Origin of the sequence: Fertoeibacter niger, assembly GCF_009380135.2 — a bacterium.
Classification (GTDB): Bacteria; Pseudomonadota; Alphaproteobacteria; order Rhodobacterales; family Rhodobacteraceae; genus Fertoeibacter; species Fertoeibacter niger.
On sequence record NZ_WHUT02000012.1, the window covers coordinates 1 to 16,304 of the forward strand.

At 61.4% G+C, this 16,304-nt stretch carries 13 protein-coding genes; 6 read left to right on the top strand and 7 right to left on the bottom strand.

Annotated elements, in window-relative coordinates:
- The first annotated feature begins 257 nt into the window (after positions 1-257).
- Complete coding sequence (locus GEU84_RS17085; protein WP_420899289.1) at positions 258-1,058, top strand: phosphate ABC transporter ATP-binding protein; 801 nt, start codon at positions 258-260, stop codon at positions 1,056-1,058.
- Between the two features lie 17 nt (positions 1,059-1,075).
- Here GEU84_RS17085 and GEU84_RS17090 read toward each other — a convergent pair whose 3' ends face one another.
- On the bottom strand, positions 1,076-2,137 hold the full coding sequence (locus GEU84_RS17090; RefSeq protein ID WP_152828288.1) for a pyruvate kinase: 1,062 nt from the start codon (positions 2,135-2,137) through the stop codon (positions 1,076-1,078).
- Between the two features lie 390 nt (positions 2,138-2,527).
- On the opposite strand from GEU84_RS17090, the gene GEU84_RS17095 reads away from it, so the two are divergent.
- The 4 genes from GEU84_RS17095 to GEU84_RS17110 all read left to right on the top strand — a co-directional run bounded on the left by GEU84_RS17095 (position 2,528) and on the right by GEU84_RS17110 (position 6,675).
- The gene (locus tag GEU84_RS17095; RefSeq protein ID WP_174539949.1) at positions 2,528-3,457 is read left to right on the top strand and encodes an alpha/beta hydrolase; all 930 of its coding nucleotides are present in this window, start codon (positions 2,528-2,530) and stop codon (positions 3,455-3,457) included.
- Between the two features lie 101 nt (positions 3,458-3,558).
- Positions 3,559-4,689, top strand: a complete 1,131-nt coding sequence (locus tag GEU84_RS17100; RefSeq protein ID WP_152828290.1) for a hypothetical protein — start codon at positions 3,559-3,561, stop codon at positions 4,687-4,689.
- Positions 4,690-4,760: 71 nt separating this feature from the next.
- Complete coding sequence (locus GEU84_RS17105) at positions 4,761-5,771, top strand: Acg family FMN-binding oxidoreductase (RefSeq protein WP_152828291.1); 1,011 nt, start codon at positions 4,761-4,763, stop codon at positions 5,769-5,771.
- Between the two features lie 187 nt (positions 5,772-5,958).
- Positions 5,959-6,675: a DUF6920 family protein gene (locus GEU84_RS17110; protein ID WP_152828292.1), complete on the top strand. Its 717-nt coding sequence runs from the start codon at positions 5,959-5,961 to the stop codon at positions 6,673-6,675.
- Positions 6,676-6,905: 230 nt separating this feature from the next.
- On the opposite strand, the gene GEU84_RS17115 is transcribed toward GEU84_RS17110, so the two are convergent.
- The 3 genes from GEU84_RS17115 to GEU84_RS21485 all read right to left on the bottom strand — a co-directional run bounded on the left by GEU84_RS17115 (position 6,906) and on the right by GEU84_RS21485 (position 11,397).
- Positions 6,906-8,387 (bottom strand): type I restriction enzyme subunit R domain-containing protein, encoded by a 1,482-nt coding sequence (locus GEU84_RS17115; RefSeq protein ID WP_217438603.1) that lies wholly within the window; start codon positions 8,385-8,387, stop codon positions 6,906-6,908.
- An 8-nt stretch (positions 8,388-8,395) separates the two neighbouring features.
- The gene (locus tag GEU84_RS21480; RefSeq protein WP_174539950.1) at positions 8,396-9,682 is read right to left on the bottom strand and encodes a restriction endonuclease subunit S; all 1,287 of its coding nucleotides are present in this window, start codon (positions 9,680-9,682) and stop codon (positions 8,396-8,398) included.
- Positions 9,683-9,936: 254 nt separating this feature from the next.
- Positions 9,937-11,397: a type IIL restriction-modification enzyme MmeI gene (locus GEU84_RS21485; RefSeq protein ID WP_152828295.1), complete on the bottom strand. Its 1,461-nt coding sequence runs from the start codon at positions 11,395-11,397 to the stop codon at positions 9,937-9,939.
- 242 nt (positions 11,398-11,639) lie between these two features.
- On the opposite strand from GEU84_RS21485, the gene GEU84_RS17130 reads away from it, so the two are divergent.
- Positions 11,640-14,069: a class I SAM-dependent DNA methyltransferase gene (locus GEU84_RS17130; protein ID WP_152828296.1), complete on the top strand. Its 2,430-nt coding sequence runs from the start codon at positions 11,640-11,642 to the stop codon at positions 14,067-14,069.
- On the opposite strand, the gene GEU84_RS17135 is transcribed toward GEU84_RS17130, so the two are convergent.
- Genes GEU84_RS17135 through GEU84_RS17145 form a run of 3 tightly spaced genes read right to left on the bottom strand, consistent with a single transcriptional unit; the run spans position 14,001 to position 16,047 of the window.
- Positions 14,001-14,459 carry a hypothetical protein gene (locus GEU84_RS17135; RefSeq protein ID WP_152828297.1) on the bottom strand — a complete coding sequence of 153 codons (459 nt, stop codon included), beginning with the start codon at positions 14,457-14,459 and terminating at the stop codon, positions 14,001-14,003. The two genes, GEU84_RS17130 and GEU84_RS17135, sit on opposite strands and share 69 nt — an antisense overlap.
- A 2-nt stretch (positions 14,460-14,461) precedes the next feature.
- Complete coding sequence (locus tag GEU84_RS17140; RefSeq protein WP_174539951.1) at positions 14,462-15,136, bottom strand: dienelactone hydrolase family protein; 675 nt, start codon at positions 15,134-15,136, stop codon at positions 14,462-14,464.
- Entirely contained in the window at positions 15,133-16,047 is a 915-nt protein-coding gene (locus GEU84_RS17145; RefSeq protein WP_152828298.1) for a ring-cleaving dioxygenase, read from the bottom strand. The genes GEU84_RS17140 and GEU84_RS17145 overlap by 4 nt, the downstream gene beginning before the upstream one ends.
- Between the last annotated feature and the right edge of the window lie 257 nt (positions 16,048-16,304).

Genomic DNA, 16,304 nt, shown 5'->3' on the forward strand with positions numbered 1-16,304 from the left:
TCCTCAAGACGGTCCGGAAACAGCGTCACCTGATCCCGGTCTACCCCTTCAATGAAACCTGACATAAATGCACTCCTGTATCGCAGGAAGCATACCATATCTGGAGGTTTTCACACAGCCTCGGCCCGTCTGCGAAGGTTTCATGACATTCGGGCCGGACTTGATCTGCGTCATCTTCGATCGGCGTGCCCTGCGGCCTGATGGACCCACACCCGAATCGAAGGAACCGTCCGATGCAGCAGAGATCCCTTTCGGCTTTGCACCACGCTGCGGCACAAGCCGCGCCGCCGGATCGGCAGCCCCCGATCATCGAGGTGCGCAACCTGAACGTCTGGTACGATACCACCCACGCGCTGACCGATGTCAGCTTTGACCTGTACCCGGGCGAGGTTCTGGCCTTCATCGGCCCGTCGGGCTGCGGCAAATCCACCGCCTTGCGGTCGCTGAACCGGATGCTCGACGACATCAGGGAGATCCGGATCGAAGGCTCGATCCGCATGGGGGGCCGCGACATCTATGCACCGGACATCGACCCGCCGGTCCATCGCCAGCGGTTTGGCTGGGTGGCGCAAAGCCCGAACCCGTTCCCCAGCAGCATCTATGAAAACGTGGCCTACGGCGCGCGCATCCACGGGCTGGCGTCGCGCCCCGGCGAGATGGACTCGCTGGTCGAAAGCTGTCTGCGCCGCGCCGATCTGTGGGACGAGGTAAAAGATATCCTGCATGCCGAGGCGGGTGGACATCTGTCGGTCGGCCAGCAGCAAAGGCTGGTCATCGCCCGCGCATTGGGGTTCGACCCCGAGGTTCTGCTGATGGACGAACCGACCGGCTCGATCGACCCGATCGCGACGAGGCGGGTCGAGCAACTGATCCTTGACCTGCGGGGCACCCATGCGATCATCGTGGTCACCCATTCGATGATGGAGGCGCGGCGGATCGCCGACCGGGTGGCAATGTTCTATCTGGGGCGTCTGGTCGAGATCGGGCCCGTCGCGCAGATGTTCGACCATCCGCGCGCGGTGCAGACGCAGAACTTCATCCACGGTCGCACGGGTTAGCGAGGCGCTGGCGCAGTCTAAAGCGCAGTCTCTGGCCAAGACTTCAACGCGCGCAAGGTGGGCGTCTTCTTGGACTGGTTTTCCGAAAAGGTGCGGAACATCCGGTCCAGAACCGCCACCGCTGCGGGCTGATTGGCGCCCTTGTTCAGCATCACACATTCGGCCTGGGTCGCGTTGGCGGCATCGGTCATTTCGCTGCGGGTGGGCAGACCATCCTGCACCAGCCCTTCAAGCACCTGCGTCGCCCAGATCGCCGGAACCTGAGCCGCTTCGCACAGCCACAGGATCTCTTGCTGGATTTCTGCGACGCGTTCAAACCCGATCTCCACCGCCAGATCGCCACGCGCGATCATTACCGCGAACGGTTGCCGCCCGGCCCCCTGCACGATGATGTCGGGAAGATTGCGCACCGCCATCGGGGTTTCGATCTTGGCTATCAGACCAAGGGTTTGCCAATCCGGCCGCCGTGCTGCCAGTTCCGCCTGAAAATCCGCGACCTGAACTGCCGTCTCGACAAAGGACATGCCCACAAGGTCTGCATTCAGTGCCACGAAGTCGAGGTCGCAGCGGTCTTTTTCCGTCAACGGGTCAAGTCCCAGATCGACACCCGGAAAGTTCATCCCGCGCTCCGGGGTCAGCTTGATACCCTTCAGTCGCCCGGACGTTATCGCGATCAGCACACCTTCCGTGGTGCGCGCGGTGATGCTGCCGCTCAGCTTGCCGTCATCCAGCGACACCAGATCGCCGATGGACAACCGGTCGATCACGCCTGACGGGGCGCAAGTGGCCTGAAACGGGTCGGACCTGTCGCGGTCAAGCCGATTTGCCAGCCACAGCGTATCGCCGACGTTCAGTCGGTTGGTCTTGGCCGGGGTGATGACATCCAGCGTGCGCACCTTGGGGCCTGCGATGTCCATCAGGACACGCAGGGACCGCGCCGAACCTGCCGCCCGCGCGTTGGCGATCATCCGCGCCCATTCGGCGGCGTCACCATGCCCGCAATTGATGCGCAGCACATCAGCCCCGGTCGCCACCAGACCCGCTATGATGCCCGGATCATCCGCCGCATTGGTGCCCAGGGTGGGTGTTGAGGCAGGTTAGCGTTGATACGCCCTGTCGCGCCGATAACGGTCACGCAACCGGAATTGCTGACCCATATCAAGACGGCGTGCACGGCTTTGCTGCAATCTGTGACGACTGGAAGCCTTCATCAGACGGCACTGGCGAAACACCGAGTGCGCGAAACGTAAGGCGAACGGGGGTTGGATTTGGGACCAAACTCGCAACGTCGGCGCCATCTGCTCAGAACGTGCGCCATGACTCTGGGGGCGGCCGCGCTTGGGTTTGGCGCGGTCTTGCGAGCCTTTAGTCCCGGTGCGCCTGCAGGGCTGCTGGACGCCGAAGGTCGCCCCATTCTCGGAAGCCTGTCTGAAAAGGTCTTTGTCCAGATCAATGGCACCCGGCAAGGTATGATCATCCAGAGCATGGATGTCACCCACCCCGTCCTTCTGTTTCTGCATGGCGGCCCCGGCATGCCGGAGTTTTTCCTGAACACCACGCATCCCGCCGGTCTGGAACGGGATTTTACTGTCGTCTGGTGGGACCAGCGTGGTGCGGGCCTGTCCTATGATCCGGACATTCCACCGGACAGCATGACCGTAGCGCAGATGATCGCAGATACCGTTGCGGTCACGCAGTATCTGCTGGGGCGGTTCGGGCAGGAGAAGGTCTATCTGCTGGGCCACTCCTGGGGCAGTTTTCTGGGGCTTCAGGTCGCAGCGGCGGCACCGGAGCTGTTTCACGCCTACATCGGCATGGGTCAGGTGTCGTTTCAGTTGCGCTCGGAAGTCGCAGCGCATCGGATCATGACGGACCAGTATCGGGCGCGCGGCGACGAAAACATGGTGCGAAGGTTGGAGGCGGCTCCGGTCAGCATGGCGCAGGGACTGTCAGCGGCCTATCTGCACTTGCGAGACGACGCGATGCACGGGCTGGGGGTGGGAACCACGCGGGACATGGCATCGGTCATCAGCGGGGTTTTCGTGCAGGTCTGGCAATGCCGCGCCTATACCTTGCGCGAAAAGATCGGGATCTGGCAGGGCATGCGGTGGTCGCGAAACCTTCTGTGGGAGGACTTCATTGCAACCGATCTGTCAACAAGGGTTCGCGCGCTAGCAGTGCCGATGTATTTTTTCACCGGCCGCCATGATCTGACGGCGAACCATAACCTAGCGGCTGAGTTCTTTGACAGGATCGACGCGCCGGTGAAGGGGTTCTACACCTTCGAAAATTCCGCCCACAGCCCGGTGTTCGAAGAACCGGCGCGCGCCCGCGAAATCCTGCGGACCGACGTTTTGGCCGGAAAGACCAGCCTTGCCGACCCCAGGCCCGGGAATTGACGGGCAATGCTCGTACCAAAACGGCCCCTGCCTGATGTGCATCAACGACGGATGCCCGGCGTCTTGTCATGTTCCGCCTGAACCATACAAGGGATTCCGCCATGCTCCGCTCGCTGATTCTGACCGGCCTGTTGCTGGCCGCACCGGCATTTGCCGAAACCACAGCCTTGACCATCGCACAAGACCGCTATGAGGCGGGAAGTGCCTTGCGCTTTGACGGACCCGAGGTCGCCGATCTGTTCATGGCGGGCAACCGGGTGGTAGTGGCAGCCCCGGTTGGCGGCTCGGCGCATCTGGCCGGGCGGCGGGTCACAGTTGAATCGGCGGTGGCTGGCGATCTGTTTGCTGTGGGCTATGATGTGACCGTCAGCGGCGCGGTGGGCGGCGATGCGTCGGTCAGCGGATACGAGATCACGCTGGGCGGCGTGACCGGCAACCTGCGCGCGGCGGGGGCCGAAATTCAGGTCGGCGCGGTCGGCGGCTATGCCCTGATCACCGGGGCAGAGGTGACCCTGCAAGGCGCTATCGCCGGCGATGCGGTACTGGTGGCCGACGAGATCGACTTCGGGCCGGGCGCATCGGTGGCGGGGGCGCTGACGATCTACGCCGAAGACCCGGCCAATGTAACCGTCCCGGAAAGCGTCGCCCCCGCAGCGCGGGTCAAGATCGAGACACTCGACAGCTATGACACCGGCGATTGGGAGCACCGCATGCCAGTGCGGGTGTCGTTCTGGAGCGTGGCTTCCGGGTTCCTGATGGGCGTGCTGATCTCGGGTCTGATCGCGGCGCTGGTCATCGCGGTGGCCCCCAAGGCCGTGCAGGACCTGCGGCAACTGGCGCTGGCGCATCCGGGGCGGGCGATTTGGTCAGGGTTTCTGGTGACCTCGGCGCTGGCCGGATCGGGCTTTGTGCTGATGCTGACGATTGTCGGCGTGTTCCTGCTGCCGGTCATGCTGGCGATCACGGGACTGGCGATCGTTGCAGGCTATGCGTTGGGATCCTATATGCTGGGGGTCGGGCTGTGGCTGGCCGGCGGTTGGAAAATGCCCGACGGCGTGCCGGGCAAGTTCGGTCTGGCGTGCCTCGGGGCTGCGGTCGCGGGGGCAGCCTGGGCGGTGCCGGTGGCAGGCTGGTTTTTTGTGTTGGGCCTGACCATGCTGGGCATCGGCACGCTGGCGGCCTTTGTGTTGCCGGGCAACCTGCTGTTGCGCCGCGCGGCGGTGATGTCGTGAACCGCCGCCTGTTGATCGGCGGGGCGGCGGCCCTCGGCCTGACAGGTGCGGGTTGGGCAGGGTGGCGCCAGATGGGGACGGCCTCGGACATGGCCGGTTTTGCCGCGTCGCTGCGACAGGACCTGCCCGCAACGCCCGGCGCGCGCGATCTGATCCGCTATGCCACGCTCGCCGCAAACAGCCACAACACGCAAGCCTGGCGGTTCCGCGAAAGTCCGTCGGGCATCGACATTGTGCCCGACGCGGCACGGCGCACCCCGGTGGTGGACCCCGACGATCATCACCTCTTCATCAGCCTCGGGGGCGCTGCCGAGAACCTGACCCTTGCGATGGCGGCGCGCGGTCAGGGCGGCGAGGTGATGTTCGACCCGACATCTGGCTCCCTGAGCCTGCCTTACGGCACCACGCGCACACCCGATACCGCGCTGTTCGACGCAATCCCCGCCCGGCAATCCACCCGGTCCGACTACGACGGCACCCAAATCAGCCCGGCCGATCTTGGCCTGCTTGCCGCTGCGGCGACAATGCCGAGGGTCGATCTGGTCCTGATCACGCAAGCAAGCCAGATCACCCGCCTGAGTGATCTGGTCATCGCCGCCAACACCGCCCAGATCGCCGACCCGGCCTTTGTGGCGGAACTGAAACACTGGCTTCGCTTCAGCCCGCGCGCGGCGATGACTTCCGGCGACGGCCTATATAGCGCCGCCAGTGGCAGCCCGGCGCTGCCCGATTGGCTCGGCCCGCGCCTCTTCGATGCCGTGTTCACCGCCAGATCCGAGAACGCAAAGGTCGCACGCCAGATCGCGGCATCCGCCGGGATCGCGGTGTTCGCAGGGGCGGCCGCCGATCCGGCGCACTGGGTGCAGGTCGGCCGCGCCAGCCAGCGCTTTGCCTTGCAGGCGACGGCACTCGGGCTGAAATGCGCCTACCTGAACCAGCCGGTCGAGGTCGCGGACTTTCGCGCCGAGCTTGCCGATCTGGTTGGTCTGCCCGGTCGCAGACCCGACCTGCTGATGCGGTTCGGGCGGGGACCGATGATGCCCTATTCCGCCCGCAGGCCGGTCGGGGCCGTGATGACATGACCCGGCGCGGCCGGACGCCCGCTGTCGTCGCGGCAATGGCGTCCGGGGCCTGTCTCACAGGGTGGCAGTTCGGGGTGAAGCGAAGCCGACCGTTCCGACCCGGAGACAGATGATCCCTGACGACCCCAATCACCCTATTGCCAACTGGCGGCGGGACTTTCCCGAACTGTGAACCGAAAGTATTCCCATGATCGCCACCACCGAAACCCGTCCCGAAATTCCCGTTGAAGTTCGCGACCTTGCTCTGCGGCTCGGTGCCGATCCGGTGCTGGGGAACCGGACGGTTTCCTTGGCCCAGAGCGGCCAGATGCGGCTCAACCTGACATCAGACCGCTGGTTGGCCTTCACCGCACGACAAACGATCTCGATCACCTCCTGCGATTTCGACTGGCAGGCGCGGTTTCAGCCGCTTGGCCTGCTGCGGGTTGTCGATGCGCTGCAAGATGGCAAGGGCCGGCTGGAGGCAACGGCGCTCGGGTTCATTCCCGTGATGCGGGCAAGGCCCGGCCCTGCGCTGACACGGGGGGAACTCATGCGCTATCTTGCCGAACTGGCGTATGCGCCCGACGCAATGCTGCACAATCCCCACCTGCGCTGGCGTGTAGAAAATGCCGACACCCTTCATGTTGCCGCGGGCTCCGGCGATACCGCCGCCGAAGTCAGGCTGTCGCTTGGCCCGGACGGCCGCATTTCAAGCATCTTCGCCGCGGAGCGGCCGCGGTCAGCAAAGCCTCCTGTCCTGCCGACGCCGTGGCTTGGTGCCTTCTCGGACTATCAGCAACGCGAGGGCCGGTGGGTTCCGTTTTCCGGTCAAGTTAGCTGGCAGATCGATGGGACGGAAAAGGCCTACTGGCGAGGTCGGTTGACAAAATGGAGTCTTTGCCAATCGCCTTTGCCTGACTGACGCTGGCGTTTCAGAACTCAGGCAACGGGGTTGCATCGCGGGGACTGTGAATTGTCTTTCGCAAAAAGCCTTGTCCGTTAGACCGGGGCTCAAGTGCAGCAATGCAGAGTCAGGCGCGAAAGACCGCTTTGGCCAAATGCCGCAACGCCGCTGCCGCGCTGCCGTCAGTCAGCAATCCGCCCACTGCGTTGATGGTTACTTGGCGAAGGACGCTCTGAAGATGCGCTACATCAGCTGATGGGTCGGGAGACCGGGCTCTTGTTTAGCACCTGTTCGATGTTCTGGCTCCACGCCGCTTTGAACGCTGGATCCGAGGCAAACAGCTTATAGAGCTCCAGCTCGTCCTTCCGCCTTTTCAGCATCACGTCCTGCAGCATCTTTTCCAATGCGAGGCCACGATTGTAGGGGTCAGCATTGTCCTCGTACTTGGCGGTGTAGTCCGGGTGAGCGCGGATGCTGTTGACGATATTGACGAATTTCACGCGTTGCTCCTCTGGCGTCGCACTCCAACCCTGAAACCACCGCTCGTTGAAGCTGCGAATGATGTCATCAAGATGGTCGGTTTCCGGATCGCCGTCGCGGTTGCCACGCGGGTTGGGGTTTTGCGGAGTCAGTTCCGTATCGGACGCATCAAGACCGATTTCATGGTTCAGCTTTGTGCGCTCCAGTCCGTAGGATGACAGATCAACAGCCTCCAGCAGTTCATCAAGCATGTCTTGGTTGGGATCCTTGATCTTGAGTTTGGGGATCAGGAACTTCAGCAGCCAGAACAGCTTTTCCCATTCCAGCACTTCAAACGGGATGATCGACGCCATCTGACCGTAGATTTTCACGAACTGTTTGGCCTTGATCTTGAAGTCGATCTTCTCGGCGTCAGGCAGCTCCAATTCGGCGTTGAAACGGTTGGCCGCGATATCGATGATCGGGCTGAGGGTCTGGGCATCTTCACCGGCAAAATATCGGGTCACGAAGTCTTCGACCTCCTGCCACTCGTACACCCCCACCTCGTCCAGTGCGTCCTTCAGCTCGTGCAACACGTTGACATCGGTCGCCTCGGACAGCGTGGTCACGGTGTAGAATGGGTCGAAGGCCGTCTTGATGTCATCGACGCTGTTGAAAAAGTCGAGGATGAACAGATCCTCCGTCCGCTTGCCCAGCTTCGGGGCCGAACGGTTGAGGCGGGACAGTGCCTGGACGGCCAGCACGAACTGCAGCTTTTTGTCCACGTACATCGCGGTAAGCTTGGGCTGGTCGAACCCAGTCAGATGCTTGTTCGCCACGATCAGCAGCCGATAATCGTCGGTGTCGAACTTGTCCCGCGTTTCGCTTTCGGGAAAGCCGTACATGTCGGCTTCGGTGTATTTCACACCATCGACGGTCTTTTCGCCCGAAAAGGCGATCAGCGCCTTGAACGGGTTTCCTTGCGCATCAGGCAGCTTGGTCACCGCCTTGTAGTAGCGGATCGCGGCTTCGATGTTCTGGGTGATGATCATCCCCTTGGCCTTGCCGCGCAGCTTCTTCGTGTTCACGACCTGCGGGATGAAATGGTCCAGCATGATCTCGGCCTTGGTGTTGATCGTGTGCTGGCTGCGTTCGACATAGGGGCCGTCGCCGACCGGGGCGGGCGCGCCTGCAAGCTCTTCGGTCGTATGGCCGGTCAGGTGTTTCTGAATGGCCTGTTCAAGTGCGACTTCGCGTGTGTTGCTGACCATGCTACCCCCTAAATGACTTTGATCTTGCCGGTGACGGCCGCGTTGATCAGGCTGGTCTTGAATTCCTTGAGCGCCGCGATCTGGCGTTCCTTGATCGCGATGCCGTCTTCGATCTTCTGGGACGCTTCATCAATATGCGCGACAATGGCCCGTTGTTCTTCGATTGGCGGCACTATAATGAACATTTTACCAAGGTGAGATGGGCCATAATGCGCAATGGTGCTTCCAGCTTTAAGCAGTTCAACCTGTGTGTCGAATGAAGGAGAAGCAAGAAAGTGCTCGAAGAATCGCTTTAGAAGTAAATCCATATCCCTTATTCGTAGTCTCATAAGGCCTGTGTATAGAACAGAACCCGCAGCCTCTTTTCCTACCTCGGCAACCAATCCAGAGGATGCGCTGCCGCTAATTACCAGATCACCTTCCTCAATCAGAAAGTGATTCCATTTTCGGCGCACTTTTGCTGGGTCTAAATAGTTACACCCTTCAAGTGTTACGACGCTTGTTTTTGCGCCAGAAATTCGGATTAGCGGCACTCCGTCATTATGGAAATCAACCGCCATGATTCCCGGACCCTCTTGGACAAAGACTTCCTTGGTGAAACGCTTGATTTCCCAATGCGCAGGGATTTGGCCGATCCAGTCGATGCCGCTGTCTTTCATCGGGGCAGCGGGGTTCAGGCCGCGGGTAACGGCGTCCTGGATGATGATCTGCCGTCGCTCGCGCAGCAGCGCGATCTGGTCTTCCTTGATCTTCACCGCCCCGTCGATCTTGGCGCATTTGTCATCAAGGAACGCCGCGATCGCACGCTGTTCCGGAAGCGGCGGGACCAAGAGGGGAATTTCCCGCATCCGTGACTTGTTCAGATCCCACTGACCGATACGCACACCATCTGATGCTGACCCGAAAAACGAGACATAAAGCTTGCTCCGGATCGCACGGTTGAAGAAACCCGGGTCTATCTCTTTGATGAAGTCGAAAATGAAGTAGGCGGGGCTGACGATTCCGGTGTGTTGGGAAACGCCGTATGACCCTTGCCAGGCCTTCATTTTGTTCATGTCGAACTGTCCAGCGCGCAACACCTTGTAGCCGCTGAGGTCGTCTGGAATGAAGTTGTGGTTGCTCTCCTCGTCATCGAGATCGCGCTCGATCACAGTCGCGATGACTTGTGGTTCATCAACAAAGATGTTGCGTGTAGCCGCTCCGGACTGTTCATGTTCATGTTCATGTTCATGTTCATGTTCATGTTCATGTTCATGTTCATGTTCATGTTCATGTTCATGTGAGCTGAGGAGCACGCACCGTCGCCTGCAAAAATTAAAGGTCATAAATATTGACCTATTTGCGATGGGTAAAGCCCGGCCCCCGCAACCTTCCCCCGACCTGCGGGGAAGGTCCCTTCGCTGCCACGCCTTGTATCCGCGCGATACCTTTTATCGGGGGCCAGCCGCCTTCCCTCGGGCTTTTCACCCGACCCGCTTCCCGCTGTTCGGCACTGGCGGTCCCCGGTAGCGTTTGCGGTTGCTCGCGCGTCGCAATTCTCCGGTGGGTTTTAGTTGTCGCGTTTCTGAGTGGGTCCAGAAGGAGCCGAGTCCACTCGGGATGGGGTAGTCCCCAAGACGTCATCACCCACATTTTTCGGGGAGGGGCAGCCCCGTGGATCAGAGATCCCCCGCTTGTCGTGCCCGCGGTCATAGGCTTTGGCCATCTTCATGCGCGAGGCCGGAATGATCCACAGGCCTGCACGAAGGTCGAACTCCTCCCATCGTGCCTCGCGGACTTCACCGGACCGCGCAGCCGTCAACACAAGAAATTCAAGAGCCAGCTTTGTTGAGCGGCTGTCTTTGCCCTCGATCCGTTCCCCGGCGCGGAGTTTTTCAAGCACGTTATACATCGCCGTCAGCGTCAGCTTGGGGTGTTGCGCCTGCTGCCGCTTGCGATGCGCGTCAAGGTCTTCGCCGAGTTGGCGGAGGCGGGCTTTGAGGGGTTCGGAGGGGGTTGGGAAGGGAAAGGGGTCGAAGCATACTGAATGATTGTAAACGGGCCTATCTTCGAGTGTGCCACCGGACGCCACCGCCCACAGAACATGGAAGCGACTAGATAGCACTGATAAAATCCATGCGTCTTCACATGCAATAATTCTCAATTTTTGGTCAGGCAACAACGCTCCCGGCAGAAAGCTAAATGTGCGATGTTTTGAAGTTTCAATGGTCGCAATGAAGCGAGAAAGACCTTTCTGGGCATTCCGAAGGTCCATGTTGCTGCGGCGATGCAGCCACCATTTTTCGCGCAAGTCTTGATCGCGATTTGCGGCTCTAAAGGGCTTCACCGTATCTGAAAGCCATTGATACACGGCAGGCGCAGACTTTCTTAATTCTACCTCTGTCATAGGAAACGCGTCGATCACAAAGCGATTTAGTTTCCCTTGAATAAGTTGTTTGCCGTTGCTGTAAGGGCGCAAAATTGAGTTGGGCACATAGTCATAGGGCGAGATTTTCCGCGCAGTTTCTTCGGACACAACCATTCCCTCGCCATGTGGAATTACGCCCATGAAGCCAAGCTGATGATTGCTTTGTAGCTTTTTGCTACCAGATACATCCGTACCCACCTGAAGGTTAGAAAATACTGTTCCGCGCTGCATATTCAGAGACACGTCGCGGCCCTCATTTGCGTCGGCAGTTTTTGACTCGGTCGCCACGGTGAACAGGCGGCCCTCATCGCGACCTTTCTCAGCCACCGTCATTGCAATCCGAACGGCAGCGCCATCGCCAGCATCAACCCAAGGGTGGTCGGGGATCGCAAAGATCAGGCTGGCCGGGTTTTTGGGATCGCTCAGATGCGTCTCCAGCACTTTACGATTAAAAGCCATAGTGATTGAGTTGGTGGTGATCAGCCCAAAGCGACGGCAACCTTTTCCCTTGGCGGGGGCGAAGGAACGGGCGGCCAAAGCGGCCTTTTCCCACCAATACATCACGAAATCAGCGGATTCCGGCATCCTAAGCGTCAACACCATGCCGACAGAGCCGCGATTGGCGACAGCGCCTCAACTCGGCAGGATTTCGTCTCACAGATGGCGAAACCAATGAAAAAAGGGCTGTAGCAATGCCTCAGCCCTCAGCGATTGGTGATGGTGGTGGAGTGTCAGGCGGGCGGGCGGCGCTAAACCAATTCTGCGGCGGTCCCCCATGCAAGCGAGACGTTGACCAATCGTGAAATGACAGCATTACTCGCCGCATCGGTATGCGAGGGGCTTTCATGACGCCGCAGGACTTCATTTCCAAGTGGCGCAACGTCGAACTGAAGGAACGCACCGCCAGCCAGTCGCATTTCCTCGACCTCTGCCGTCTGCTGGAGATCCCCGACCCGGTATCCGCAGACCCCAAAGGCGAATGGTTCACCTTCGAGAAAGGCGCATCCAAGACCACGGGGGGCGAAGGCTGGGCTGATGTATGGCGGCGTGACTGCTTCGCCTGGGAATACAAGGGCAAGAACAAGGATCTCGACCGTGCCTTTGCCCAGCTTCAACAATACGCAATTGCGCTGGAAAATCCGCCGCTGCTGATCGTGTCCGACATGGATCGCATCCGCATTCACACCAACTGGACGAACACCGTCCAGAAGGTTCACACCATCGCGCTGACAGACCTGACCGATGCGGCAACCCGTGATCTGCTGCGGTCCTGCTTCCTTGACCCGGAACGCCTGAAACCTGCCAAGACCCGGCAGGTGCTGACCGAGGAAGCCGCCCAGCGGTTCGCGACCCTCGCCCAGCGCCTGCGCGGACGGGGCCATGACCCGCAGCAGGTGGCGCATTTTGTCAACCGGCCGGTGTTCTGCATGTTCGCTGAGGACGTGAACCTGCTGCCGGGCAAGATGTTCGCGCGGATGATCGCCGCTGCCCGCCCCAAGCCCGAAACCTTTGCGCTTCACGCCAAGACCCTTTTCGCTGCCATGAAGACCGGGGGCATGGTGGGGTTTGAGCCCGTCGAATGGTTCAACGGCGGCTTGTTCGATTCCGATGATACCCTGCCCCTGACATGGGAAGACCTTGATGACCTGATCCGCGCCTCAACCCTCGACTGGTCCGATATTGACCCGTCGATACTGGGCATGCTTTTCGAGCGCGGACTTGATCCGGACAAGCGCAGCCAGCTGGGCGCGCATTATACCGACCGTGACAAGATCATGCAGATCGTGCGCCCGGTGATTGTGGATCCGCTGGTGGCCGAATGGGAGGAGGTCAGGGGCCGGATGGCTGACCTGATCGAACAGGCGCCGCGCACCACAAAGGACAAACTGCTGGTGGGCCGCGAACTCGCCGCCCGCACAGTCGCGTTCAATCAGGCCGAGGCGCTGCACAAGAGTTTTCTGGAACGGCTGCGCGCCTTCCGCTGGCTTGATCCGGCCTGCGGTTCCGGCAACTTCCTGTATATCGCGCTGCTGGAACTGAAGAATATCGAACACCGCTGCAATCTGGAGGCCGAGGCGCTGGGCCTGCCGCGTGCCTTTCCCACTATCGGCCCCGAGGCGGTGCTGGGGATCGAGTTGAACCCCTATGCGGCGGAACTGGCCCGCGTGTCGGTCTGGGTCGGCGAGATTCAGTGGATGCGCCGCAACGGGTTCGAGGCGGCAAAGAACCCGATCCTGCGGACGTTGGACACGATTCAGAACCGGGATGCGGTCCTGGGGCCGGAAGGTGGCCCCGCTGAATGGCCGCGCGCCGATGCGCTGGTCGGCAATCCGCCCTTCCTTGGCAACAAGAAGATGATCGCGGGTCTGGGTGAGGCCTACACGCTGGCCCTGCGCCGCGCCTATCCGGATGTGCCGGGTGGGGTCGATCTGGTCGCCTATTGGTTCGCCCGCGCGTGGCAGCAGATGCAGGCGGGGCAGGTGACGCGGGCGGGTCTGGTCTGCACCAACTCGATCCGGGGCGGGGCGAATCGGGCGGTGTTGAAGCCGATTGTGGAGGGCGGGCGGATTTTCGAGGCTTGGGCGGATGAGGCTTGGACCCTGGACGGCGCGGCGGTGCGGGTGTCGATGGTGTGTTTCGACGGCCAAAATGGGGGAAGCGCGAGGATGGACGGAACTGTCGTTGTGCGCATTTTTTCAGACCTAACTGGCCTACAGGACGATCTGACCGCATCATCCCAAGTCGAAAACAACTCGGACCTCTGTTTTCAAGGCATGAAATTTGTTGGACCATTTGACGTGCACGCACCTCTCGCAAGACAGTGGCTTCGAATGCCGAGTAATCCAAATGGGCTTTTCAACCAAGAGGTTGTTCGCCGCTGGAAGACCGGGATTGATTTGACGCGACGCCCAGTAGAGCGGTGGATCGTTGATTTTGGGACTGAACTGACCGAGGTCCATGCAGCACTCTTCGAAGCCCCCTTTGAGTATGTGAGAGAAAATGTGAAGCCGAGCCGATTGCGGGTCGCTGACGATGGAGAGTTTGAAGTTCGACGGGAAAACCACCGACAGAATTGGTGGCGCTACGGTGAAGCAAGACCGGGGTTGAGGAAGAAAATCTCTGGATTGGAGCGCTACATCGCCACTCCGGAAGTGTCAAAGCACAGGTTCTTTGTCTTTCTTGAGTTAACGGAGGTTCCGGCAGGTTCAATTTACGCCATCGCCCGAGATGACGACACGACCTTCGGCATCCTTCATTCCCACGGTTTTGCGTAAGCTATGGGGCCCAAAAGCAGGCAATCCGGCAGAGGTGAAGGCCGTTTTCGTCACTTCACGGATTTTGCCCGCGTTGCCATAAATCTCGCGCGACAGGCCAAGACAGGCAGCCTTGGGGATCGCATCGTTTACCTGACCCCGCAATAATGGAAAACTCAGCAACCCCACCCCTGACACGCCTGCCTGAAATGGCGGTCCGATGGCTGGGATCACGCTGCGCCCAAACGTCCATCGGCACGCGGTTGCGCGTGCGGGGGCGAAGGGCCAGCTTGGCGACGCTTTCTTGCCGCGCGCCAATGTGACGGCCGCCACGGTTCGAACACCAAGAACCGGGTCGGCAAACTGGATGCGGGCCGCGGTATCGGCAACAACCTCTGGCGGCCAGAACACACCTATGGGCGGCTGAACGAGGCAGCAGGATGTGCCCGGTTCAGCGCCGCCCGCAGCGCGGCGATATCCTCGCGCATCACCGCATGGCCCGCGCCCGGATAGACCTGCACCTGCACCCCGGCCCCCATGGCGCGCAGGGCGGTGGCCGTATCCTCCACCCGTTTCAAGGGGATATGCGGATCGCGCTGGTGCACTGACAGCCAGACCGCTGTGCCATCACGCCTGCCCGGATAATCCAGCACCTTCGGCCCATGGCCATACAGCGCCGCATCCGCCCCGCCCGGTGCATCCTCCACACCCACCAGCCCGCCGGAAAAGCCGAACACACCGGCCAGACCGTCACCATCGCGGGCAAAAGCCTCCAGCGCCAGACAGGCGCCCTGGCTGAAACCGGCCAGCCAGATGCTGCTGCGGGGCAGGCCGTCAGCCTCCAGCGCCGCCACGGCGTCGCGCACCACGGCCAGACCGCGCGCCAGATGCGGTTCCATCTGTGCCGAGGGGGCCAGAAAGCTGGACGACCACCAACTGTTGCCCTGCGCCGTCGGTGCCACGGCGGCCACATCCGGCAGCGCCGCATGGGTCAGCAGGCCAAGGATGTCCTGCGCATCCCCGCCCCGCCCGTGCAGCAGCACAAGCCCCGCCTGTGCCGCCGCGCCCTTTGCCCCCGAACGGATCACGAGGCCACCTTCAGCGGCGGCAGCACCTGTTCGATCCGGCCCCGGTGCGCCTCATATTTCGGCGGCAATTTCAGGGCCTGCCCCAGCGTCGCTACCGGCTCGTCCACCGCAAAGCCGGGGGCGTCGGTGGCAATTTCGAACAGCACGCCGCCGGGCTCGCGGAAGTAGATCGCGTTGAAATACTGCCGGTCGATCACCTCGGTGGTGCGATGGCCCACGGAAGCCAGCTTTTCCTGCCAGCCGTGCTGTTCGTCCTGCGTGCGGGCGCGGAACGCGATATGGTGGATGGTGCCCGCGCCCGGGCGCCCCGGTGCCGCGGCATCCTTGCGGATGATGTCCACGATATTGCCCGCCGCATCGCCGGTGGCGATCAGGCGCAGCCGCTCGCCACCCTTGAACGCTTCGGTCCCGCCATCGGCATAGCCGAACACATCGCTCAGCAGCCGCGCCGTGCGGCTTGGGTCTTTCTCCCACAGCGTCACGGAATGAAACTCATGCGGCACAGCGCCCGGGCGGGCGGTTTCCACCAGTGCCACCGGCGCGCCATCGGGGTCGCGCAGCGTGATCACCCGCTGGCCAAAGCGAACCTCAGGCCCGGCAAAATCCACCGCCGCCAGCGCCAGCCCTTCCATCACCGCATCAAACCGGCCCTCGGGCACGGCATAGGCGAATGCGCTGGCCATGCCCGGCCCGGCGCGGCCCGACCCCGCATCGGCAAAGGGGAAAAACGTCAGGATCGTGCCGGGGCTGCCGGTCGCGTCGCCGTAATACAGGTGATAGGTGCCGGGGTCGTCAAAGTTCACCGTCTTTTTCACCAGCCGCTGTTGCAGCACGCGGGTGTAAAAGCTGACATTGGCCTGCGCCGGGCCGGAAATGGCCGTGACGTGGTGGATACCGGGAATGCGGGTCATGATCTGCCCTTTCTGGGTGTGACCGAAGTGGGGGGGGCGGGAAAGCCGCCGTTATTCTGCTTTATCTGGGGCCTGTGGCGATTCCTGCAAGTTTGCACTGGCATCCTGTGGCGGACAGTCATTGTGCGCCAACGCACGGAACTCGGGATTTCCCGCCCACTGGACCGGCGCAGGGCAGGCGGCTATAAGGCCAACATGCTGCATCAAACCGCGATCCTTCATCGAATTACCGGCCCGGCGCGCTGACACTGTTCAGC